18 protein-coding genes are annotated in these 24,068 nt (G+C 43.0%); 14 read left to right on the top strand and 4 right to left on the bottom strand.

The features are described 5' to 3' along the window. Positions 1–3: 3 nt before the first annotated feature. On the bottom strand, positions 4–3,891 hold the full coding sequence (locus AC04MN_RS01440) for an NHL repeat-containing protein (RefSeq protein WP_475381406.1): 3,888 nt from the start codon (positions 3,889–3,891) through the stop codon (positions 4–6). A 197-nt stretch (positions 3,892–4,088) separates the two neighbouring features. Then, positions 4,089–5,240, bottom strand: a complete 1,152-nt coding sequence (locus tag AC04MN_RS01435; protein WP_475381405.1) for a cyclic nucleotide-binding domain-containing protein — start codon at positions 5,238–5,240, stop codon at positions 4,089–4,091. Positions 5,241–5,451: 211 nt separating this feature from the next. On the opposite strand from AC04MN_RS01435, the gene AC04MN_RS01430 reads away from it, so the two are divergent. The 14 genes from AC04MN_RS01430 to AC04MN_RS01365 all read left to right on the top strand — a co-directional run bounded on the left by AC04MN_RS01430 (position 5,452) and on the right by AC04MN_RS01365 (position 20,496). Then, complete coding sequence (locus tag AC04MN_RS01430; protein ID WP_475381404.1) at positions 5,452–5,775, top strand: HNH endonuclease; 324 nt, start codon at positions 5,452–5,454, stop codon at positions 5,773–5,775. A 145-nt stretch (positions 5,776–5,920) separates the two neighbouring features. Beyond that, on the top strand, positions 5,921–7,750 hold the full coding sequence (locus AC04MN_RS01425; protein ID WP_475381403.1) for a DNA topoisomerase VI subunit B: 1,830 nt from the start codon (positions 5,921–5,923) through the stop codon (positions 7,748–7,750). A gap of 7 nt (positions 7,751–7,757) precedes the next feature. Next, positions 7,758–8,930 (top strand): DNA topoisomerase VI, encoded by a 1,173-nt coding sequence (locus AC04MN_RS01420; RefSeq protein WP_475381402.1) that lies wholly within the window; start codon positions 7,758–7,760, stop codon positions 8,928–8,930. A 79-nt stretch (positions 8,931–9,009) separates the two neighbouring features. Continuing rightward, positions 9,010–10,017, top strand: a complete 1,008-nt coding sequence (locus AC04MN_RS01415; RefSeq protein WP_475381401.1) for a 3-oxoacyl-ACP synthase III family protein — start codon at positions 9,010–9,012, stop codon at positions 10,015–10,017. Further along, positions 10,001–10,960 carry a hypothetical protein gene (locus tag AC04MN_RS01410; RefSeq protein ID WP_475381400.1) on the top strand — a complete coding sequence of 320 codons (960 nt, stop codon included), beginning with the start codon at positions 10,001–10,003 and terminating at the stop codon, positions 10,958–10,960. Before AC04MN_RS01415 ends, AC04MN_RS01410 begins: the two co-directional genes overlap by 17 nt. Before the next feature lie 176 nt (positions 10,961–11,136). Next, on the top strand, positions 11,137–12,138 hold the full coding sequence (locus AC04MN_RS01405) for a diacylglycerol/lipid kinase family protein (protein WP_475381399.1): 1,002 nt from the start codon (positions 11,137–11,139) through the stop codon (positions 12,136–12,138). Positions 12,139–12,161: 23 nt separating this feature from the next. Next, positions 12,162–13,178: an SDR family oxidoreductase gene (locus tag AC04MN_RS01400; protein WP_475381398.1), complete on the top strand. Its 1,017-nt coding sequence runs from the start codon at positions 12,162–12,164 to the stop codon at positions 13,176–13,178. Next, positions 13,153–15,306: a dehydrogenase gene (locus tag AC04MN_RS01395; RefSeq protein ID WP_475381397.1), complete on the top strand. Its 2,154-nt coding sequence runs from the start codon at positions 13,153–13,155 to the stop codon at positions 15,304–15,306. Before AC04MN_RS01400 ends, AC04MN_RS01395 begins: the two co-directional genes overlap by 26 nt. Continuing rightward, the gene (locus tag AC04MN_RS01390; protein ID WP_475381396.1) at positions 15,306–15,995 is read left to right on the top strand and encodes an ABC transporter ATP-binding protein; all 690 of its coding nucleotides are present in this window, start codon (positions 15,306–15,308) and stop codon (positions 15,993–15,995) included. Before AC04MN_RS01395 ends, AC04MN_RS01390 begins: the two co-directional genes overlap by 1 nt. Before the next feature lie 2 nt (positions 15,996–15,997). Beyond that, entirely contained in the window at positions 15,998–17,206 is a 1,209-nt protein-coding gene (locus AC04MN_RS01385) for an ABC transporter permease (protein ID WP_475381395.1), read from the top strand. 15 nt (positions 17,207–17,221) lie between these two features. Further along, on the top strand, positions 17,222–17,929 hold the full coding sequence (locus tag AC04MN_RS01380; RefSeq protein WP_475381394.1) for an outer membrane lipoprotein-sorting protein: 708 nt from the start codon (positions 17,222–17,224) through the stop codon (positions 17,927–17,929). Positions 17,930–17,964: 35 nt separating this feature from the next. Further along, positions 17,965–19,035 (top strand): hypothetical protein, encoded by a 1,071-nt coding sequence (locus tag AC04MN_RS01375; protein WP_475381393.1) that lies wholly within the window; start codon positions 17,965–17,967, stop codon positions 19,033–19,035. 49 nt (positions 19,036–19,084) lie between these two features. Beyond that, positions 19,085–20,182 carry a DUF3419 family protein gene (locus AC04MN_RS01370; RefSeq protein WP_475381392.1) on the top strand — a complete coding sequence of 366 codons (1,098 nt, stop codon included), beginning with the start codon at positions 19,085–19,087 and terminating at the stop codon, positions 20,180–20,182. A 32-nt stretch (positions 20,183–20,214) separates the two neighbouring features. Continuing rightward, positions 20,215–20,496 carry a helix-turn-helix domain-containing protein gene (locus AC04MN_RS01365; RefSeq protein WP_475381391.1) on the top strand — a complete coding sequence of 94 codons (282 nt, stop codon included), beginning with the start codon at positions 20,215–20,217 and terminating at the stop codon, positions 20,494–20,496. Between the two features lie 14 nt (positions 20,497–20,510). Here AC04MN_RS01365 and AC04MN_RS01360 read toward each other — a convergent pair whose 3' ends face one another. Beyond that, positions 20,511–23,195 carry a phosphoenolpyruvate synthase gene (locus AC04MN_RS01360; protein WP_475381390.1) on the bottom strand — a complete coding sequence of 895 codons (2,685 nt, stop codon included), beginning with the start codon at positions 23,193–23,195 and terminating at the stop codon, positions 20,511–20,513. Beyond that, on the bottom strand, positions 23,192–24,028 hold the full coding sequence (locus AC04MN_RS01355) for a UbiA family prenyltransferase (RefSeq protein ID WP_475381389.1): 837 nt from the start codon (positions 24,026–24,028) through the stop codon (positions 23,192–23,194). The genes AC04MN_RS01360 and AC04MN_RS01355 overlap by 4 nt, the downstream gene beginning before the upstream one ends. Positions 24,029–24,068 lie beyond the last annotated feature (40 nt).

Below are 24,068 nucleotides of genomic sequence, written 5' to 3'. Positions count from 1 at the left end.
ATATCACCACCACTTCTTTACTTTGCGAATCACATGAGAGTCGCGTTCTGTGATGTAGAGGTTTCCGTCGCCATCAAAAGCAAGACCATAAGGGGTGTAAAGAAGGGTCTTAATTTTTTTAATGGCCCCAACCTCAAATGCAAGACCTTCGTGCTCGTCAGTCATTTGGCTACCACCACGAACGACCGAGTTGTCAGAACCTATTACAATTTCCTTTTGCAGTGTTTGTAAAAGGTGACAAGTGACGCGGTGGAAGCCCAGTTGTCCATCTCCAACATCTAAAGAGTTGTTAGAAAGAGTCGAGTTGATTCCAGATCCACTTGTATAGCAAATACGATCTTTTGCAGCATCAGTGGAGTCTTTGTAAAGACCAATTCCAATGCCATACCCATCGGTCACAGAGAGAATCTTTTTGACTTCACCTGCGGCTACTTGAACTCCTCCAATATCAACCTCGGAAGCACTGAAGTTGATATATTTAATGTACGAGTTTGTACTGGATGTTTGATCCATCACGAACATGTTAGAAGGGTTTCTGGGGTCTTGAATAATCTTCGTAGGAAAGTTGAATCGAGCAACTGACAAAGCTCCGTCAACGTCACCTGAAGTGCCGCATAGACCGGCAGCTGAAGAAATATTTCCATTAGCTGCAACTTTCAATATGCAATGACGGCGGAATTGCGTCATATAAATTGTATCCTCGGGCGAGGATGCATAGGCAATCGAGAACGGTTGGATTCGCGCACTTGTTGCTGCAGAACCAAGGCCAAGCTCATTGTCGCAACCTTGAGCCCAGTTTCCAGCAAGACGAGTCACTTTCATTGCATCTGCATAGACACTGAAAAAGTTGCCGGCAGGAGACGAGCGGTTGTACATGAGAACACTACAACTTCTATTTGTACCTTGCCACCAATTTCGGTCTAGGATTAGAAGATTGTCGCCGAAATTAGTCACCGCACGAGCTCCTTGAAGATAAACCGAGGTTGGGTTTTGTTGATCAAGATAAGTTCCAGATCCCTGACCGATGAATGTTGTTACTAAGCCAGTTGTTAAGTTCAAAGATCTAATGCGGTTATTTTCGATTAGATTTCCTTGGGCGGTGTGATGAGTTGTCGCAGGCATTCCAGTTGACCCCGCATCTGCAAAAAGCAAACTATTTGTGGTGCTGTCGTAGTGAATATCTCCAAGGAAGTAACCTCTAAAATTTGGAGCATCTACTCCGGGGCTGTCGGGAGACGAATCGTGTTTCGGATCAAGGCCAAATAATAAAGTTGTGATATTGCCATCGGCATTTGAAATATCTAACTCGCGAATTCTAAAAGCTGACGGTTCGGTAATTATCAGTTTTCCGTTTCTGATATAAGTGCCAACGGGATTGTAGGTTAGATTATTACTAGCAGGTTTTGTATTTCCGGTGAATGCTCCAGTTCCAGTTCCCCAAATTGTATTTATTGAATTTGCAGCCACGCCCATGTTTCCAAAAGTTCGGGTGCTTCCTGTTGCATTGGCATAAATAATACGATGGACTTCAGTACCAGCAATAAAGAATCCCTGAAGAGCACTGGATTCGGTCAGGATTGCGAATCCCCGCGGGACACCGATTCTTCCCGAATCAACCGGTGTCAGAGTACCGTGATATCCACAGTTGCCATCGCCAATCGCTGTGCGAACGTTGTTTATAGCCAAAGGATTTAGACCAGTCACCGTTCCATTAAATAGATTGAGTCCGCCAGCAGTGGCGAGGTTGATCGCGCGAATGCGGCAGCCGCTTATTTGTGAAAAATACAGGTTTTCATTGTTGTCTAACTGTAGTGCCCAAGGGCGGTCTGCAGCGGACGTGCCTGCCGTTGTTCCATCCGTTGTGGCGTTTGTCGGTGCGGTGTTTGGAGCTCCGACCAGAACTCTTGCTGTCCACGTGCTCGGGTCTAAGTACGTTACTAAGTTGATTTCCTTAATGGCATTTGTTGTAGAGCAGGCCACCCACATTTTTGTTTTTGCGGCATTCATAACAAGTCCAGCTGGAGACCAACAAACGTGACTTGTAGCTGCAGCACCAGTTGTATTTGTACCTGCGTTGTTTGTTGTGCCTTCAGTGCCGAAGACTCTTTTTCCTTGTCCTTGGTTATTCAAACGAACCACACGATGATTTCCACGATCGGCAACATAGAGATACTGGTTTGTTGAATCATAAATCAAGAACTCTGGATAGCTCAGTTTGTAGTTAGTATAAGAATAAGTAGAACTGTCATCTTGAGTTTTTCCTGAAGCACCATTTCCAAAGAGTGGCTTTACTTCGTAAGCTTCTACTGCGACACCAAGCACTGTTTGTTGTTTGTCAGAACGGTTGTAATACCAAATCATGTGATTAGCTGTGTCCGAGATGAACATATTATCGACATTCGACGAATCTAAATTTTGTACTGTATGAAATGCGAGTTGATTGGGTCTGATTTTAATTTTGTCAGTTCCCGCATCAAAACGGCCATTTCCATTAACATCTTTTCCAAGTCCAGGAAGCCCCGCTAGTGTGCAGATTTGTCCAGATTGTAAGGCATTGCAAGGATCGCTAAAGCGATTCAGAGAAAGCTGCCAAGAAATTGTATTTGAGTATTCAAAGTCAGTAGTTCGATCTTCGCGAGCTCTTACGGATATCGTATGATTTCCTAAAAGACTTTCATCAGGATTAAATATCAACTGATTGGGTGAGCCGCTGTTGATGCTAATATGGCTTGGTAGTCCCGAATACGGGGGTTCATAGTTGACCCCGTTGACTGTCCAAATGTAACGAAGGGAATCGGAATTTGGATCGCTTCCCGTGATTGAAAAAGTCAGATTCGGAGAGGCGTGGTTTTTCGTGATCGTTGTGGATGCTGGTGATTGCCCACTTAAAACAGGGGGTTTATTTAATAGCACTTGAACTGTTGCTGTATCTGAAGCTCCAGTACCATCGGTCACAGTGGCCGTTAAATCATAAGGTCCAAGTCCTGCTAATGGATCTAAGGTTGTAGCGTAAAGATCCATCGAAGTACTTAGCTCACCAGGAATTGGGGTTCCATTCAGCTCCCAGCTGTAAGTCACTGGAGGAACGCCAGTAGGATTGACCATCGTAAATGTTTTAAATGATGTTGAGGGTATGATTACGTAAGGACTTGAGTTCGGAGTTAAACCATCAATGCTTGCGACTCCTGAATTAACAATTGTAACGTTCCAAAGTGGACTAATCACCGTCGTATCGTATCCGTCCCTTACTTCAACACTGATTGTTGCAAGTCCGGTCAGAGTGCAGTTCGGGGTAAAGTCGATAGAACTTCCAGTATTTGAGTAAACATGATTGGTAAAGAACGAGCTTCCGGCGACGCCATTTATTTTCCATACGTAAGTTAAGTTGGCTCCTTCGGGATCATTAGCATGAACCGACAGCGACAAGGTTCCGCTGCCGCAAGTTACTGATGACCCTGTTGCAGAGGGAGTTGGGCTGCTTAGTGTAGGTGGAGTATTTTTATCAATGATGTAGGTGTATACGTCAGAAGAAATTGAGTTGTATGCCGTAACTTTTAGAGAATGTGATCCTGCTGTTAGCGCCGATGCTGAAAGTGTGTAGAAGGCTCGGCTACTATCGGCCAACTTGGTTCCATCTAGTTCCCATTTATATTTGACGTTGTTTCCAGCTCCTGAAGCAATTGAAACAGCAAACGTGGTGTCGCCAGTTGTAGCCGTGACCGTTGGAACGACCGTGGGGGTCTGGTCTACAATTTCAATGACGCCATCAGTGTCAGGTTCCGAACTCAGTAAATCGCCAAAGGTTCCTCCTCCTTCGGATAGGCAACCTGTCGTGTAAAATAGAATTAACACGATGAAGACTTTATTTAGAAAATGTGATGTCAATTTCATACGAACTTACCTCGTTCTGAGACGTTTTCGGCAGTTCTTGTTTGAATCTTGATTGAATTTTCGCAAAATAGACAGAGGTCCATAAAGGACGCTCAAATTTCTAATCCCTTTTTGATGATTCAAAAGTGAAACAGTCAAAGAATATAAAAAAAGCCACCTCAGGGGTGGCTTTTTTTACTAGACTTAGGCCGCTTGAGTTAGGCCGCTTGGGCTGGGCTTAATTTGGCTCCGCACTCGTGGCAGAACTTTGCGGCTGCTGCAACTTCGACGGCACAGCTTGGGCAAGTGGGGCCGTTTGATTTCTTTTTCTTGGCTTCTTCTTTTTCGTGAATATCAACAAAACCTTTTTCGTTCCATTTTTCGATTTCTTTAAGAATCTTCCAAGAGTTAAGAGTGTTTTTGAACTCTTTAAATTCAAATTGTAATAGCACATTAGAGCCTACTGTTCGGCGTTTCATAAAGACGCCTTTTTGCTCAAGACGGGTAAAGTGGTCGTTGTTCATATTGATGCCAATTTCTTCTTTGAAGTATTCGGCAACCTTTGCGAACTCGACGCTGACAACTCCAAAGCGGTCGGCCTCTAAATTTTCTGATAGCTTGACGAATGCCGTAAGCATCTGCAACGAAAGTTCATCTGTTTTCAACAGGTCCGTACGGCCACCTTTGAAATAATAGTACTGATAGAATTCAAAGAAAGCCTCTACCAGGGGAAGATCTAAGAAGTGAATTTTTTGAATCTCTTCAGGGCCTTCGGGATTGTCGGGATTTTTTCCCATTTCGTACAAAGCAAGATTCAATTTGACCAAAATATTGGTGGCCTGTTCGATACGCTTCGGTCCTTCGCCCAAGACACGCTGGCAGTATTGTTTATACAAAGTCCAATCGATGACCGTTCGGCCAGGCATCGACTTCATATCCCCCTTGTGGTTGGCGCACAAAAAAATGGCTCCAAAAACTTTGGCCACTTGGTCTTCGGGACAAGGAGTAGCATCTTTTTCCATCCGACTGTTTTTAACATCGGTTAAAGCCGTTCGAAGTCGTTCGGATAAACTTTTTGTGATGAGCTTCATCATTTGTGGTGCAGATTCGTAAAGACTCTTCAGGGACTCTACGGGGAATTCTAAAACCTTCGTTTCAGTTGTAGCAACAGCGGACGTGTTAAATGTGCCCTGACCTAAAATGACCTGTTCGCCAAGAATTTGGTTTGTGCCTAGCTGAAAAAGGTCCATCGTTTTTTTGCCCTTGATGAGGCACTGATTAATACCTCCACTTTGAATAAGATAAATCGCGGTGATTTTATCCCCTTCTTTAAACAAAAATTCGCCTTTTTTCAGTGTCCTTTGAGACATAGCAACCTCTCACAGAGTATTCTCTCTATAGGAGTGTCGGCAGAAATCCTTGAAAGCTACAGGTCCAGGAGCCTGAGATGGCCTTAATTAGGCCCCAAAAGCCGCTTAATTTGGGTAAAAAAGGGAGGGTTTTAGGGGTAAATTTGCTTTAAAAATAGCCTATAAAAGCACCTCATTGAGCTACGGCGGTCTTCATGCTAGACTGAGGTCTATGGGGCAGATATTTTTTGTAACGGCAAGTGCTGAACATCAAAAGCGAGAGAAAGCAAAAGCAAGAGAACTGCGGCAGAGCCAATGGTGGAAACAGCAACTGGGTAAAGGGCTTTGCTATCACTGCGAAGGCCACTTTCCCGCAGACCAGTTAACAATGGATCATTTGACTCCGATTTCCCGTGGGGGGACCTCCACCAAAGGTAATTGCGTTCCTTCCTGCAAAGAGTGCAATAACAAAAAGGGATATAAGACTCCTTATGAAGTCGCCCTAGAGAATCTCAAAACGCCTTCAGCAAATTCAGAAGGCTCTGGCGACGAGTAAATCCAATCTGCTTAAAAATAAGTCATTAATGCGGCGCGATTAAAAAATACGGGCGAAAGTCTTGCTTTGATATTGCGCGTTGTGAGTAAGCTGTAAATGATATCCTGAATTTCTTAAATTTTCTGTTCAAAAGGATTGTGCAACTGTGAGCAAGATTACCAAAAGTAGTACAGCGGAATACTTTGCGAAAAACCTACAGCAAGTGGGCTTTTCTTCTCCGTTAAAAGCGGTTTTGACCACTTTAAAAGAAGCCGTCGATAACTCGCTAGATGCGTGTGAGCAGGCAGGAATTTTGCCTGATCTTGAAGTCGAGGTAGTCAAAGTAGGGACGGGTTCAACCAAAAACACGGACCAAGTTAAGATTGTTGTTGAAGATAACGGTCCAGGTATTGATGCCGATGATTTGGCAAAAGTTTTCGGAGAGTATTTAGCTTCTTCAAAATTTGGACGAGGACAATGTTCACGCGGTCAACAAGGGATTGGTATTTCTGCTGCGACGACATGGGCGCAAATGACCAATGCTCGAGGCGTGTTAGTGATTTCAAAAACTAAAAACATGCGCAAAGCTGTTCGAGCTCAAGTAGATGTCGACATTAAATCGAACACCGGTATTGTGCGAAATAAGGAAACAATCGACTGGGATAAACCGCATGGTTGCCGAGTCGAGTTTATCATGGATGGTCGTATTCAGCTAAACGGTGATAACGGCTTGTTAACTTATGTTGAAGGTACAGTGCTTGTGAATCCGCATTTAACCATCAAGTTTAAACTGCATGATGGTGATTGGCAGACGATTGCTCGCGTTTCAAATGAAGTCCCCGAAATCCCAGCAGCGACACTTCCGCATCCTCATACCTTCAAATTAGGTGAATTTATAACTCACTCTACTTTGTATGGAAAAATCTCATTAAGTAAGTTTTTGAAAACCGGCTTTTCTAGAGTGTCAGATCAAAATATCGCCGAGATGACAAAAAAAGGAATGCCTAAGTCTTTGGTTGAAAAGCCAATTACAAGCCTTAGTGATGATGAGTTTAAAAAGGTCTTTTCGGCAGTTCAAGATACAGAGTTGATGGCTCCTTCGACCAAGTCGGTTTTGACGGTCGGAGAAGATTCGTTGTCAAAGTCAATTCAACGTCTTGGTGAAGTGGATTTCTTCTCGGTTGTTACCCGTAAACCGACTATTTGTGACTTTAAGCCGATCGTGGTGGAAGTGGCATTAGCTCGTTTTATTGGGCGAACAGCGGCAAATGCAGATGAGCCTGTTCAACTATTGCGATTTGCGAACCGTGTGCCTTTGCAGTTTGATAAAGCAGGTTGCGCGATTACAAAAGCTATCGAATCTGTTAACTGGAAAACTTATGGTTTGGGCCAACCAAAGAGCAGCTTGCCTTTAGGTCCATACGTATTCGCAGTGTCTATCGTTTCACCTTTTATTAAGTTTAAAAATGCCTCGAAAGAAACGATTGATGCATCTGATGAGTTAGTAGAAGAAATTCGCCGTGCTTTGATGCAAGCCGGACAAAAGCTTTCTCGTCACATTAAGAAAGAAGCTAAGGAAGTCGATCTTGAAAGAAAACTGGCTTATATCGAACAATACGGTCCGATCTTAGTAGAAAAGCTTACTGTTATTACAAAAGCCAACGATGTTCGTCGTAAGAAGGCAGAAGAAGGACTTAGAAAGATTTTAGGTCGTGATTCAGAGGCGGCCGTTGCAGAGCTTGAAGATGCAGAATCGCGTTTGGCAAATCTAAAAGCCAGAGAGCGCAAAAAAGCTGGAATCGAAGATGATGAAGACTTTGTTGAAGAGGTTGATGAAGTTGTAGAAGCAAAAACCACCGCTAAGTCTACGACGGCGAAGGCTACTGCGACGACAGCGAAGGCAACCACCGAAAAAGCAACGACTTCTAAAGCAACAACAACGACGGCGAAGGCAACGACCACAACCGCAAAAACAACGACTTCAAAGAAAGCGTAATTAAGTTATGGCAGCTGGAACTGGATTGCATAAAATTCGTGATTTAAAAATCAATATCCCGCGCGAGGCGATGGCTCTTGCGGACAGAATGTTGAAAGATTTGGAAAACTCAAGACGGCCGTATTTAGAAGCCGTGAAGACGTCATTAGATAATGCGGACTACAATCCTAAATTGGGTTATCTGACCCCAGGGGATAAAGTTGTTCGTACAGAGCTGAATGTTTCCTCGGTGCAAAAACTAGCGCGGGTTGTGTTCATGCTTGAAATTCTTCTTCGTAACTTAGAAATCGGTTCAGTGAATACGAAGCGTGAATTGTACTATATCTGTAAAGGTTTGATTAAAGGCGACAAGCGCTACAAGCCTTTGGATTTTGAAGATCAGGCCGAGTCGGATTCTATTATCGACTTTATTGGGGACATGCTTCGTGTTTACCGTGAAGAGTTGAACTGTTTCGCCAATGATCGTGGTGGTCAAACCTACTCTAACCAGCTGATCGTTCAAGAGACAATGACCGATGGAACTGTTGCGACTGTGGACCTTTCAATGCTTGGAACGGCTCCGTACATTCCAAAAAACAAGCCTCAGGCCCTCAAGTTAAAGGCAAAAAAGAAAATTGATTTTGCCCTTGTGGTAGAATCAGAAGGTACGGCTGGAACCCTGCATACGATGGGTTTTACAAAGCGTAATAACTGTATTTTGATCGGTGCCCAGGGGGTGCCTTCAAATGGTGTTCGCGGCTGGTGTAAATTGATCGAGGACGAATTGAATGTCCCGATGTACTTCTTCGGCGATCTCGATGCGTATACATTACAGAATATCTTCCGAACTTTGAAGGCGGGGTCTGCGGCCTCTTTAATCAGAAATGCAGATTTCTCGGCTCCAGAAGTGCGATTCTTAGGGGTTCTGCCTGACGACGTAAAACGCTATGATTTGTTTTGCTATAACGTAAAAGAATCAGATCCGGCAGAAGCTCGGGCCTTGAAAAAAGCGAAAGATGCTCTTGAAAACGATCCGTTCTTTTTGGATAAGAAAAACAAAGGACTGGCGGATATTTTGAGATGGCTACAGAAAGAGAAAATTCGTTGCGAGCAGCAATCTTATTTCTCTGTGGATCCCAAAGATCCGATCAAGACGGAAAAAATCATTTTAGAGAAGATCAAACGAGGATCTTACGTATAATAAAAAATATGTTATACTACAGGGGGCTTTAGAGCCCCTTTTTTTGATATAGAGGCATTAATTTCCAACGGAGTTTTATATGTTGGCGGCTAAAATAACCGGTATCGGCGGTTTTGTTCCTGGTAAAGCAATCACTAATCAAGATCTTGAAAAAGTTCTGGATACGACACACGACTGGATTGTGCAAAGAACCGGTATCGAACAACGTCACTGGGTTGATAACACTCAGGCAACTTCAGATCTGTCCTTTGAAGCCGCTAAAATCGCTATAAAAAATGCGGGTATTCAAAAAGAGCAGATTGATATGATTGTACTAGCGACGTCGTCTCCAGACTACGATATCCCAGGGGGAGCCGCGATCTTGCAAGCGAAGCTTGGGCTTCCAGAGATTCCCTATTTCGATATTCGTCAGGCTTGTTCGGGGTTTGTCTATGGATTATCAATTGCGGATAAATTCATTCGTTCAGGTTCCCATAAGTGTGTCTTGGTGGTTGGGGCGGAAGTTCAATCTAAGGCTCTGGATAAAACTCCAAACGGACGAAATGTTTCGATCTTGTTTGGGGATGGCGCTGGTGCCGTGATTGTTCAGGCGACCGATGTTAAAAGTGATAAAGAGGCGCAAATTTACACGACGGCTTTACATGCTGATGGTAGTTTTGCCTCTGAATTGTGGATTCAAGCTCCTGGGACTGCATTGGGCGAGTTCCGTATGTCTCACCAAATGATCGATGAGGGAATGATATATCCGCAAATGAATGGACGTTTGGTATTCATGCACGCAGTGACTCGTATGCCTCAGGTCCTCAATGAGGCAATGTCGGCGACGCCTTATAAGCTTGACGATGTTGATATGTTTTTCTTTCATCAAGCGAATCTTCGGATCAATCAAAAAATTCAAGAGGACTTGGCTCTGGATCCAGCAAAGATCCACAACACGATTCATAAATATGGAAATACGACGGCGGCGACAATTCCGTTGGGAATGTACGATGCTTATTTAGAAGGTAAGCTTAAGCCGGGAATGCTGGTGGGGCTTGCCGCATTTGGTGCTGGATTTACATGGGGCGCGGGTGTTGTTCGTCTCTAAACGATTTTTAAATTTTATTATTCTATCGATTTGGATTGTCGGCGACGTTGCGGCAGCTCAGCCTGAAATATCGGGCGAAGTGGGAACTATCGACAACTCCCGCGAGGTTGTCGCGGATAAAGTCATTTCGCTAGCCCGTAATTTGGATTCATTATTTGGTGATGAAAAGCTTTACGATGATTATGAAAGCTCGACGCTGATTTTAGAGCAGGATGCATATATCCGTGACCGTAGCATAGGGACAGGTGACTTCTCGATTCGTTTGAATTTGAAGTTACCACAAGCACAAAAAAAGGTCGATAAAGTTGGTGAAACGATTGTTGATGCGGGGAAAGAAGTCGTTAAAACTGCTAAAGCCGTGGCCGAGAAAACCTCTTCTGATTCAAAGAAAGGCAAAGTCGTAACAGCTCCTAAGCGGCGGCGATCGGACGAGGATCAGTGGAAGTTTTCTCAGGAATCTGGACTTCGTGTGGCCAATCCATTGTATTATTTCTTTAAGCTTCGGGCGCGTCGAAATTTTAAATTAGGTATTTTTTCGAACTCTTTTTCCGAGGAGTTCGGCTGGTTTACAGATAATAAGTGGGTTGAAAGTACTCAGCTTCTTTCTGACTATTTTATTCGTGAAGATATCTTATTCCGAGTGATAAACGAAAAAAATTGGTATTTAACACTCTCGAGATTTGAAACTATTCATGGGTTTTCTATTTACAAATCGTTTTCTGATAAAGAAGCTCTTTCTTTTAACGCTCGGATGTTTACAGACGTCAAAGAAGCGGAGTTTGCTGCAAACAAGTACACGGTGGGCTTCACGCATTCTCGTGTTCTAAATCGTGACTGGGTGACCTTAGAAACTACACCGCAAGTCGTGTATCTTAGGGAAAGGCAGTTTCGCGGCTACTGGGAGATTTTATTTAAATTAAGTTTCGCCATCGGTCGCGATTAGCAGGCAAGCATCATCGATTAAAAGTTAAGCAATAGCTCCATTCTGTCACCCGCAGGGGGCCAAAATGGGTCCAAAAACCTATTCAGATCGAATATATAAGATTTGATGTTTCATTTTATTGGCCTCTTTTTTGCTCTCACTTTGAGACGGTAATCTTTTTTTGAGGGATGGTCACAATGCGGGTTTCTGTAGTCATAAATTCTAAAGCAGGTTCTGTAGATCAGAATCTTTTAGAACGAAAAATTCGAGATGCCTTATTTCGTTGCGATCTGCATTTTTGTATTCCCAAGTCCTTCGATGAAATGTGCCTTTATCTACAAGACGAGCTTAACAAAAAGACAGACGCTTTACTGATCGCTGGTGGGGACGGAACAATCAACGCCTGTATTCAGTTTTTGATGAAGCATCAAAGTGACTGGTCGCAGTTGCCTCCAATTGCTTTGGTTAAATCGGGGACGGCAAATGATCTTGCCAGTGAAATTGGCGTCAGTTCACGAATTGATCGCGCTGCTAGAAGTATCATTGAAGGTCAGGTTAAAAAAATAGACATCATAGAGGTCGAAGGTGATGGCCAGGTTGCCTATATGCTGACAAATGGTGGAATCGGTATTCCAGCTGAGACAGCTCAGCTTGCCAACCAGTTCCGAGATCATTTACGAAAAATTTCAACATGTCCGAAGACGAAAAAGATTTTCAAGGATTTTGCAGGCTTGGGATATAAAACAGTTCGAAGCTTAGGTAGTGGCGTTTATTCTTTGATGATTGCCGAAGCTTTACGTAAGTGGGATCAAAATTCGTGGGCCCTCGATATCAGTATTCCAGGTAAGCTAAACATTGAAACCAGCGCGCCAATTGTTTTGATTAACAATCAGGCTCGACTGGGGTCGAGCTTTTTGCCGGCCCCATTCACATCAAACTCTGATGGTACGGTGAATTTGCTTTTAGCTGAAAGCAAGAATGTATTTGAACATTTGCACGCCGCACTTCAAATTAAGTCTGGAAAAGTCGGCCGGGGTAGTAAATTTCAATCTTTTGAATTGAAAGAGTTCAGTCTCAAAGCCAGAAATTCAGAGCGAGCTTTGACATTCTTTGGTGACGGCGAGATCCTTCTTAAAGATGTCAGTAGCATTACCGTTCGCTGCCTGGCTAAAGGTCTGCCTGTGGTGGTCGCTGGCTGACCGTAATTTTTTGCGGAGCCATCATGTCAAAATCAAAAATTTTAGTCACAGGAGGAACTGGTTTTTTAGGAAAAAAACTAGTCCCGCTCTTACGTGAACATGTTGAAGTTCATGTCTTGTCTCGGAGTGGATACACGGAAATCACCGGCGATTTGACTCAATGGAATGCGGGCTTAAATCTTGATGCTATAAAAAAGCAGAACTATCAGGCGATCGTTCATTTGGCTGGCCTCTATGATTTAAAGGCCTCATCTGCAGAGTGTGCTCTTCACAATACGTTTGGAACGGACAATGTTTTAAAGATTTCTCAGTATGCACAAATACCAGTTTTGTTAAATACAAGTTCCGTAGCTGCCGCTATTAATTCTAAGCGACAAATCGTAGGTCCTTTGGATTTAAATTTTCAGTCGGCTTTTCCCGATGCTTATTCCGAGACCAAGGCCAGTTGCGAGCAGACAATGCAAAATTGGAAAGGGGCTAGCGCTTTGCGTATTAACTTGCGCTTAGGAGTACTGGTTGGCTCTTCAAAAGAGGGTGATATCGAGAGGATCGATGGTCCCTATCACGCACCAGAAACTTTTCAGCGACTTCGTAAAGTAATCGAAGGTTTTCCGGGAGTACTCCCTTTGCCAGGTAAAAAAAGTGGACGTATTCCCTTGGTGCCAGTAGATGCTGCGGCTCATGCTATCGCGCAAATATTGTTATGGAGTTTATCTACCTCGGAAAAAGGCTATCGTAGTTTTCATATCACCCCTAAAGGCGGCCTTCCTATCGAACAGCTTTATCTTAAAACTTTAAACTATTTAGGAATTCAGAAAAAAGATATTACATTGGTCGATCAACTTCCTGATGCTTTAATGGCTAAGATTTCTAGTTGGGTGGCTAAATTTCCTGAATCTGAAATGAAATATCTTTTGGCATTTCCCGAATATGATTCAACATCAACACGTCGCTTATTAGGTGAGGATTGGTGTCCTGAGTTCGATCAATATGAAAAAATCTTCTGGAGCGGATATGAAAAATTCTTATCGAATCGCTGAAATTAGTTTTGGTCGCTCTTTTTGGGATGCCGCCTTTGAGTTTGATTATCAAGGATGCCACTTTGAGGTACAGCGTTTTGGTGCAAACTTTTCTGTAGAGGCAGTAACCGCTTTGATTGAAAAGTTGCGAGGTCAAGTTGATGCGTTTGCATTGACGTCATTACCTCCAGTTATCAAGTTGGATTCTAAGAGCTATGTTCACAGACAATATCTAGAGATCATGAACATTCCAAGTTCTGTACCACTGTGCGATGGTACTGGACTTAGGGAAGTGGCGAATATCAGTCGTTTATTGCAGCTGATCGAAACCGGCGAGATTCATCCTCAGCGGGGCGTCTTTTTTCCATCGGCAGCGGTGAGTATCGAAATTGAAGAGTTCATTCGTCACCGTTATCCAGGAAAAGTTTATCTTGGAGATGGCTATTCAATTCTGGGCCTTCCCTTTTTAATCAAACCATTTCCAGGTTTGATGACGGCTTCGAAGCTTGCTCTGAATTTTGCCTCTTTTAAGGATTTGAAAAGAAATACTCCTCTTGCTGAAAGCACTTTGCAGAAAATGAGTCGCTCTAGTTTAGGAATGCAAGTTGAGTCCGTAGACTCTGTTTGTTGCGATTTACCGTTTCTGCTGTTGTTTGATCAGGCGATTGATTTTGTGAAAGGGAAAGATCTTTGGACGTGGTCATTTCATCCCAAGATGGAAGAGGAAGTTGCTAAATTGTCTCCTCGCCGCGTTGTCAATTTGGTTCCAGAGAGCCTGCGAATGAGCCCCTATGCCAACTACTCGATTATTGATGCAGTCATTCGTTTGACTCGTCATCGACAATCTCCTTTGAGTGTGCCCGAATGGGAAGAAATTTTAGTTTCTAACGAGGATCAACGCATGATCGTTCGGCAGTATTCGATGATTCGTAAAACATCGACTCAGATGAAAATTTCAAAGGGAATCAATAAGCTTAAGAATTTAATAGGTAAGGATGAAAAACCTCCGGATTTTGCGTTTGTGATTCACGCATTGTCTCACGACGATTTTACTCGAGTCCCGGGTTTGCAAATATTAAAAGCGATGCCTAAAAGTTGGAATGATCCTTTTGATAGAGCAATTTCAAAAATGCCACCTGTGGTTTATGGTCATGTTCGGCATGTTATTTCGGAAAAAACAGGTAAAGAGGTTAATGGTATTATTTACGGATTGTTTGCCACACCAAAAGTTTTAAAAACTGAAGATCCCGAAGTTGCCTATCAAAAAATTCAACATATTTGCGATCATGCTGCATCCTTAGGAGCAAAAATTATTGGCCTTGGTGCCTATACAAAAATCGTAGGTGATTCAGGGGTTACCATTAATTCAAATTCTCCGATCCCAGTAACAACAGGCAACTCGCTTTCTGCGTCTGCAACTTTGTGGGCGTTGAACGATGTGGTCAAAAAAATGGGATTGCTAAAGATCGACCAGAAGACGGGCTTGTATCAAGGAACCTCTATGGTCATCGGAGCCACTGGGTCGATTGGTAAGGTGTCGGCGAAACTCTTGGCGCTGGTTTTCGAGCGGTTAATAATTGTTGCACCTCGGAAGGAGCGTTTAATTGAATTAAAAGAAGAAATTCGGGCGATGGCTCCTCATTGTGAAGTGGTTGTTTCTACCGATGCAAATGAGTTTGCTCACGAAGTTGATGCTTTGGTTACGGCCACATCGGCGTTCGATCACAAAATCGTTGAAGTTGAAAAGTTGAAACCTGGATGTGTTGTGTGTGACTGTTCTCGACCGTTAGATTTTGACATCGAGGATGCTAAGAAGCGTCCTGATATATTAATCATTGAGTCCGGTGAAGTTGTACTGCCGGGGCCATCGGAAGTCGATTGTAACCTTGGTCTTCCCGGAAATGTTGTTTATGCGTGCCTTGCTGAAACAGCGTTGTTGGCTCTTGAAGAGCGCCACGAACCTTTCACTTTAGGGCGTGATATTGAGTGGGAAAAAGTTAAGGAAATCTATAAGCTTTCATTGAAGCATGGAGTGAAACTTGCTGCCATTCAGGGACATATGGGGACAATAACAGACCGCGAAATTCAGTTAACTCGAGAATTGGCAATCTCAAAGCTCGCTCAAATGAAATCTGAAGGAAAAAGCTGATGAGTTCGTTATACAATCTAAAAAATCTTAAGTACTCGTATCAGTGGAATCAACAAGATGTCGAGGTTTTAAAGGGCCTAAGTTTTCAATTCAACTCGGGTTGCTTTTCTTGTGTTGTGGGTCCCTCTGGATCAGGCAAAACCACTTTGCTAAATTTATTGGGCATGATTGATAGTCCCAGCCAAGGGGAACTGCAATTTAAGGGGCAAAATATTTCTGGACTTACAGAAACTCAATTAGAAGAATTACGTTTAAAAGAAGTGGGTTATATATTTCAGTCGTTTCATTTGATTCCGACTTTGACGGTTCTAGAAAATACATCTTATTTTTTACCTCTTCTTGGCATGGATAATCTGCAAATGAAGAAACATGCAGTGGACATCTTAGATATGCTGGGTCTTAAGGATCATCTGAATAAGCGACCGTTAGAGCTATCAGGCGGACAGCGTCAACGAGTAGCGATTGCTCGTGCCTTGGCTAAAAAACCTTCAGTGATTTTGGCAGATGAACCTACAGCCAATTTAGATTCAGAAACGGCAACAAAAATTATTTTGGCCTTTAAGGAACTTCAGAAGTCGGAAAACACCTCATTTATTTTTTCAACTCATGATGCGCATTTGGTTAGCTACGCGTCGGAAATTTATAAGATGAAAGACGGTCAACTCCAAGTCGAAAAGGGCGGGGTGTAGGGATGAAGGCAGTATTTTTATTAGCATGGAGAAATTTATTTAGAAATCCACGACGGACTTTAGCCTCTTTGTTGACGGTCGCCCTTGGGGCAGCTGGGCTGTTGATCTACCAGGGCTTTAATACAGGCATTATGAATCAGTATCGAGAAAACACGATCCATGGATATTATGGCTTTGGCCAAGTCTTTCCGCAGGGCTATTATGGCAAAGTTGCCGAAAAACCGTGGGAGCTTTGGATAGAAAACCCAAGCGACGTTGAAAAGAAGATACTCTCGGTTCCGGGTGTTACACAGGTTTTTCCGCGAGTCACTTTTTACTCTTTTTTAGTAAAGAATGGTGTCACCTTAGGTGGACGAGGCGAAGGGGTCATTCCAGAACGTGAAAACTCGTTCTTTAATCAAATGAACTTTGAGCAGGGTGCTGACCTACAGGCAGATGATCAGATTATTCTTGGTATTGGTTTGGCGAATAGCTTGGGGCTTAAAGTCGGAGACACCGTCACCTTACTTTTGCAGACCATCAATGGACAGTTAAACGGCGCTGATTTAACAGTGGCAGGCATTTTTCACATGGGACAAAAAAGTATCGATGACAGCTTTTTTCGAGTCAGTCTTAAGCAGGCACAAGCGCTTCTTGATACTCAACGAGTCGAGAAGTTCTCGTTGGCGACCACTGGCGTGAAAGATTGGGAAAAAGTCGAAGCAGGTATCCGATCTCTTAATTTGAATTTAGATCCAATTCGTTTCGAAGTCCTGGATAAAGTCTATTATCAAAATTCTATAGATTTTTTGGATGCGCAGTTTAGTTTTATCAGGACGATTATTTTGATTATTGTTGCGTTGGGCATCTTTAATACGATTTCGGTGGGTTTGTTAGAGCGTGCTGCCGAAGTGGGGGCCTTACGTGCCAATGGCGAAAAACGAACTCGTTTGTGGAAGATATTGTTAATTGAAAATGCTGCTTTAGGTTTGATTGGTGGCCTTGTTGGTCTTATCAGCGCTGTGGTTATTAATGCGACCTTATTGAAAAAAGGGATTCCTATGCCTCCGGGGCCTGGTATTACAAGGCAGTACATGATCTTTCTTGAGATGCAACCAGCTCACTTTGTCCAGGCGCTCATATTGCCACTAGTGGCCGCAGTTCTTTCTAGCATCTGGCCGATACATAAAATTTTAAAACGCAGTATTCCTGACCTACTTCGAACGACATAAAATGAGGAGCGAACGATGAATATAAAATTTTTTACTGCTTTTTCTGTTTTGGGTCTTATCGGATCAATCTCAGTTGCCGCTACAGATCTGAACAGTATTTTGGCGAAAGCAGATAGGATTCGCAACCCTTCGGACTCGTACGAAATGACGATCGGAGTGGAGTCTGGCGAACAGAATCAGCTCTTTCAGGTATTTTTAAAAGGCAATGATAAGACGTTGATAGTGACGAAAGAGCCTGTCCGAGATCGTGGTAGAAATATGTTGATGCTCGATAGGGACTTTCATGCCTACGTTCCTAACTTAAAAAGATCTATGCGATTGTCCCTGGCTCAAAAGCTTTCTGGGCAGGTTGCTAATGGAGACATTGCTCGAACGCGTTGGGCCGGCGATTACGAGGTTTCAAAAGAGGCCGAAAGTGAAACAGAGATTCAACTTTTACTGAAGGCAAACAAAGAGAATTTAACGTACGCCTGGATTCGGTTGTGGTTAGAAAGTAAAACCTATCGCCCTTTGCGAGCCGAGTATTTAGCTCTCAATGGGAAGACTGTCCTCAAGAAATCTTGGTTTGAAGAATATAAAAATATCATGGGGCAGAATAGGCCGACCAGTATTCGTATCGAAGATACGGCTGGGCAGAAAAGTTTTGTGAAGATTAAAGAAATGAAAAAATCTGATTTGTCAGATGATTTCTTTACGGTCAAAAAAATGGAGAGCTTTAAATAGGAAAGTTTTTAAAGCCGGTCTGCGGCCTTAGCTATTTGATTTTAGGTTTTGTCTTGTGGGGAGGCAAGGCGGGCGCAGAACTTCGCTTATCCAGTCGCTATGATGGTTGGGGGAGTGAACGCCGGTCGAGTCATCGTTTGATTCAGCAAATCGAGTGGATTCAAAAGTGGTCTGACTTTGGACTCTATGCTGATGGTTTTTTCGATGCGGATATGCAAAATAGTTCTAATCCAACTCGTCGAGAAGCTTCAAAGGCCTATCTTCAAGAGCTGTATTTCGATTACACGGGAACTCAATCTGTTTTACGAATTGGGAAGCAAGCCATTCGCTGGAGTGAAATGTGGACCTTGCCATCGTTAGATTTATGGACTGCAAGAAAGTACGAAAGATTTTTTGTCGATCCGTTAAAGCTGCAGTTATCCCATAGTACTGGATTGCGCTGGACATATGAAAGCCAAGGGCACAACTTAGATGTGGTGGCATTGACTGACTTAGCCAGTACTTCTTATCCTGAACCTTTAGCTATTGACGATTCTGCAGACAAGCGCAGTGGACTTCAGGGAGGCCTTAAGTGGAGCTCGGACTTTGCTGGTTTCAATGGGGCTATTTTGTTAGCTCATAAAAAGGAAGATGGCTTTGCTGGGCTATCTGTAAATTATGCTTTTGAACACTGGGTGCCTAAATTAGAGTTTGCAGTTCAAAAGAAAGCTGCAACTGCGACGACAGAAGCCTATCATGATTTTTTTTCCTCGTTCGGGGGGGATATATTTTGGGATGAGTGGGTTGTAAGTCCTCAGTTGACGATTTTTGATTTTGGCGATTTGCGAACCCGAAGCAATGACTTTCAATCTGCCTATTATTTAGGAATCAACCGCACTTCCTCGCAATGGGAGCTTCAAGTACAGTTGCTAAGGAACTCGACCTATGAAGATGAGTTTGCTTCAATCTATGCCGCGTGGTTTGTAAAGGATTGGTGGACTCTAGGCGCATTTGCCCAATACTACAATGGCGAGGATAGCCTCAGCGTTTTTAAGGCGATGAGGAATCAAATTGGTTCGTCCGGAAGTTTGGCCGGTCTTAGAACCGAGTTGAATTATAGTTTTTAGTTTAATTTAAGAAAGACTTTTTAATGGACTTAAGGTCTACGAGGTATTTATGGCTCAAGAATATTTTTCAGATTTAAATTACACTTTGGCAAATGAAGACACGCGAGTAGAGTACGAACTTCTTAAAGAAGGTCAGCGCCATGTTTTTTCAATCGCGGGTTCGGGGGCTCGCTGTTTACCATTGATTGCAAAAAATCCCCAAGAGATTACGATTGTCGACATGAGTCCTTCGCAAATTTATTTGGTGGAGTTGCGATTAGCGGCAATGCGGACGCTTTCATATGAAGAGTATCTGTTTTTCATGGGATATCGTGGAGCTTTGGTTGTTGGAGATGACAAAGGCGATAGTCGATACGATTTGTTCTCGAGGCTTGAGCTTTCAGAGGCTTGTAAAGAATATTGGACCACTCGTGCTGAAGGATGGAGTCAAAAGGGATTTATATTGCTAGGTCGATGGGAAAGCCATTTTCAAAAATTGGGCAAGTTATTTCGCGATCAATTAAAATGTGATTTTTCCCCCATATTTTATGCACAAAGCTTAGCTGAACAAAAAGAGCTCTTCGATTACCACTGGCCTTCATTAAGATGGAGTGGCTTCTTAAGAATTGCGGCGAGTGAGTATGTCTTTAATAAGTTTTTGTATAAAGGCCACTTTAGCGGTGGAAAGGAACGAAAGACCGATCAGCGGGCTCCTTGGGAGATGATCGATCAAGAGTTTAAACGAATCTTTCAAACGCAGTTAGTCCGAAAGAACTACTTCTTTCAGATTCTTTTTTTGGGCGAAATTAGATTTGAGGAAGGACTTCCTTTAGAGGCTCAAAGACATGTTGTTGATGCAGTTAAAAAGTCCTCGACCCGAGTACATTATCAAGTTGGTAATCTTTTGGAGGTTCTACCGGCGAAGCCTTGGGACTTTGTCTCGTTGTCTGATACGATTTCTTACCTCGATCCTCAGGCTGCGAATCAAATTCTTCAGAACTTACATGTCGATACAAAGTCTGGAAGTCGTGTGGTAATACGCTCTTTCTTAAGAGCTCCGCAGAAGATGGATATTAAAGACTGGAAAGATTGTGAAGAAGCTAATCGCTGGGCTCATCAACTGGACGGAACGGGAGTTTATCAATTTCATATTTTTGAAAAAACTTGAACTTTCCTTGAATTTACCGGAAGATCAGATCTATGAAAAAACTTAGAGCGGAATACGGTGATTATTTGCAAAATCTGCGTACGAAGGCAGGTTTAAGCCAAGGCGATGTCTCTGAAAAATTGGGGTACTCGACACCCCAGTTTATTTCAAATTGGGAGCGTGGAGTATCCAAGCCACCAGTGACAGTGCTTAAGCAATTGGCCAAGCTTTACAATAAAAGTGCGGAACAAATGTTTAACGAGTATCTAGAGCAAATTCACCGAGAGGTGGCTTCAGATATGAAAGCCAAATTTAAAAAAGCGGGAATGATCTAACATCCCCGCTTTTTTTATTCTTCGCTTAGAATCTTAATAATACCTGTTTTTCCGTCCATTCGAATTCGCATTCCTGTCTTCAGCTTTTTAGTCAAACCAGGAATACTCACGATAGCTGGAATGCCCATCTCTCGAGCTACAATCGCTGAGTGGCTTAGCAAAGAGCCGCGCTCAACTAAAAGTCCCGAAATAGAAGGGTAGAGTGGAACCCACCCTGGATCCGTGCGGGCGGTGACTAGGATCTCGCCGTTTAAGGTCAGATCATCGCCAGGGTTCATAATGACTTTAACGATTCCTTCTAGTTCTCCAGGGCAGCAAGGTAAACCTTTGAGATCTCCGTCCTCGAGATGTTGGGTTGATACAAGATCTTCTTCGTTAATGAAGGTATTTTTCCAATAAACCGCTCCTCTGGTCATTATGCGGGGATCGGTCTCTTCGCTAAATTTTTGGTAGTCATTTTTACGAATTTCGATAAATGCCTTCAGATTCGGACTTGGCAAAGTTCCGTTGTAGATTCCAAATATTTCTTCGATGGTTAACCAGAAAACATCTCGTTTGTGGTCGATAATTCCCAATCCAGCTAAGTCTTCTCCAACATACCGAAAAATACTGCGGGCAATGCCGTAGATACGAGTTCTTGAAAAGCGCGTGTTCTCGCGGTTCTTTACAGCCTTTCGGGCATGCTTTAAAACCCAAAAATATATCCAGCGTCGCTTCCATGGTAAGTGAGCCGCTGCTGCAACTTCTGCTTGTTTGCGAAGTTCTTTTTCACGAGCATCATCGTGAAGTTGAACATTTCCTGCTCGCAGATAGTTTTGCAGTACTAAAAATAGATAGGAAGGATCGGTGTTCAAATCGATTTCTTCCAATTTCATCTCGCTCATACAACGGAAGCCAAAGCGATCGAGGTAGTGAAGAACTTCTTTGTAGAAGTCCTGATGTTTTGATTGATTTAACGACTCAAGCCCGTCTTCGGGTTTCGTATTTAGCACTAAAAGTCGCAAATCTTCGTTTTTTTCGGCAAGCCAAGCAAGGCGTAACAGCTCTCGAGTGGGCTCGGCACTTTCAAGTCCACCTTCACCAGCTAAAAGATTATTTTGTAAGGTAGAGTCCAGATCCGACAGCCAAGTTGTTGTCAACTTTCTAAGAAGTCCGAAGTGGACCATACAAAGGAAGTCGTTGATGATAGGAGCTTTCCAGCGTCCCAGCATATTGCGTTCAATTTCCATGTAGATTCGTACTAGTTGGTCTCCGCGTAGACGAGATAAAGGTTGTTTTCGATAGTAATCATAGTCCTTATTGAAAGTTTTCAAGAAGTCATCGACCACGGTTTGAATTGTAAAATGATAGCGGATAAAATTAAAGCCCGTGATGATTTTTTTGACTTTTCCAGTTGGCGTATCCCAAGACGGGTGCGATTTTATACGATCTGCAATTTCAGGGGTGAGACTTTCTGAAACGCCCATCATCGTTTCCATGAATTGTCGGTTTTGTTTGAAGCCAGGAAGAACTCCCACCAGTTTATACCAATTAAAGAGGTTGTAATACACTCGACCATTCAGTGATCCCAGCATATACCCCAAGTACGAATCCATATCTTTGATGATTTCGTTGTTAAGACCTAGTACTTCACAAAACTGTACATACACGGCTTTGTAATTTCTTAGAGCAAAGCTAAAACTTAAAGGCGAAGTCAGTCCGCCATATGATTCGATGATATTGGAATTGTCCCAAAGATTTGGATAGCCATTCAGATCGTTTTGGATCGTAGTTACGGGTCGCGCCTGAAGAATCCAGACTTTGCCCTGACTGATTGCCCATTCAATATCTTGAGCGCGATGATACAAATCGTGTATCCGGCGGCCCAAACTCCAAAGGTCTTGTAGCTCCTTCGAGTTCAACGAAGCACACTGAATGTTTTCGGACGGGACTGGTAATAGTTGTGTATGGCCAGACAATGACTTTTTCATCATCTCGGTTTTTTCGACGATCTCTTGTTTAATGAGCTTGCCTTCTTCAAAACTTAGCCAGAACGAGTCTGCATCCAGAGCCCCTGACACTAAACCTTCACCCACGCCATACACTGAGGAAACGACGAATTGAGTTGATTTTTTCTCTACAGGATCGGCGGTAAAAAGAACTCCTGACTTATCCGGATCAATCATTTTTTGAAGGATCACAGCAACTGAAATGCCCGTCAGGGAAATATTATTTTCCGAGCGGTAAGATAAGCCTCGGGCTGAATAGGCAGAAGCCCAGCATTCTTTAACAAACTTGGAGATATCTTCGAAACCTTGCACATAAAGGAAACTTGAAAGTTGCCCCGCGAATGAATGTGAGAGTGAGTCTTCGTCAGCCGCCGAAGAGCGAACCGAGACAACGGCATCAGCACCGATCAGTTGTAAGCTTTCTTGAATTGCTTGTTCTGCATTTGAGGTGAGTTTTCGGCTGGTAAAAATATGCCGAATATTTTGCTCGCACTGATCCGCTGTGATTTTTTTTAGCTGTAAATCTTCAATTTCTTTGTTAAGGAGTGCTTGAATCTGGTGATGTTCAATAAACTCGTGAAAGTACCTTTTGCCTAGGGCTGTCCACTCTGGAATTGGAAGTCCGGCATTTGAAAGCAGATACAGGTTGAATGCTTTGCCGCCACTTTCATTCTTCGCGAAGTATTCTGTGGATTTTTTAGTTACGATCATTGATGACTCCCAAATAAAAAGATCAATCCTGCATAGTGAGCTAAAAGGTAAATTCCGGTGATGCCTCTAAAAAGCTGGGCTTGTTTTTCTTTTGAGAAAACCAAGTAGGGCAGCGTGAAAACAAAGTAAATGGCAAAGATTGCAACTAGTAGTTCGTAATTTCGAACGACATTTAATGGATTGCGAAGGGTCGTCCAAATAAGTAGAAGTCCAATCAGCGCCTCCGAAATTGATAAGAACCAGGCTCCTGTTATGCCAAAAATTTTGCTATAACTGGGAACCGTGGGGCGTTCTTCCTTGTGTGAGTATGTTTTTCTGGCAAATTCAAAAAGATTGAAGAAGGCCCAGTTGCTTAAAAAGAACAACCAATGAAAAAGATGAAAATCCATAGGGTTGGCATTTGTTAGTAATACCGCCGAGGACACGCCAAGTAAAACACTTACAAAAGTATGAGTGATTGCATACGTCGTCAAATGAGGTCGAAGAAGGTCGCCAATAAAAAACTCTTCAAACATCAAAAGACTAAAAAAGATGGCTATGACGTGAGTCCAAAACGCCCAAGGACCTAGAAACCATGCTAATAATAGTTCAAATAGCAAACAAAGTGCAATGCCACTGCGAACTTGTTTGATGCTGAGGACTCCACGAGCAAGTGGACGAGTTGGATTGATTCTAACGTCGACCTCATAGTCTTTGATTTCATCAAAAAGTCGCAAACGAAAAAATGCGCTGGCTATGATGCACAGAGTGAGTATGAAGCGCTCTTGCTGAAATGGGAAATTTTCATTTCTTGCCAAATACAATCCGTTGCCCGCGACAAAAAGAATAATCATAGGCAGATATGTAAAGGGGCTGAAGCGTTCTTTTATCAGG

Source organism: Bdellovibrio sp. ZFWA1, assembly GCF_056175665.1.
The sequence above is the reverse complement of the archived record's forward strand: the minus strand, read 5'-3'. Positions and strand labels throughout refer to the sequence as shown.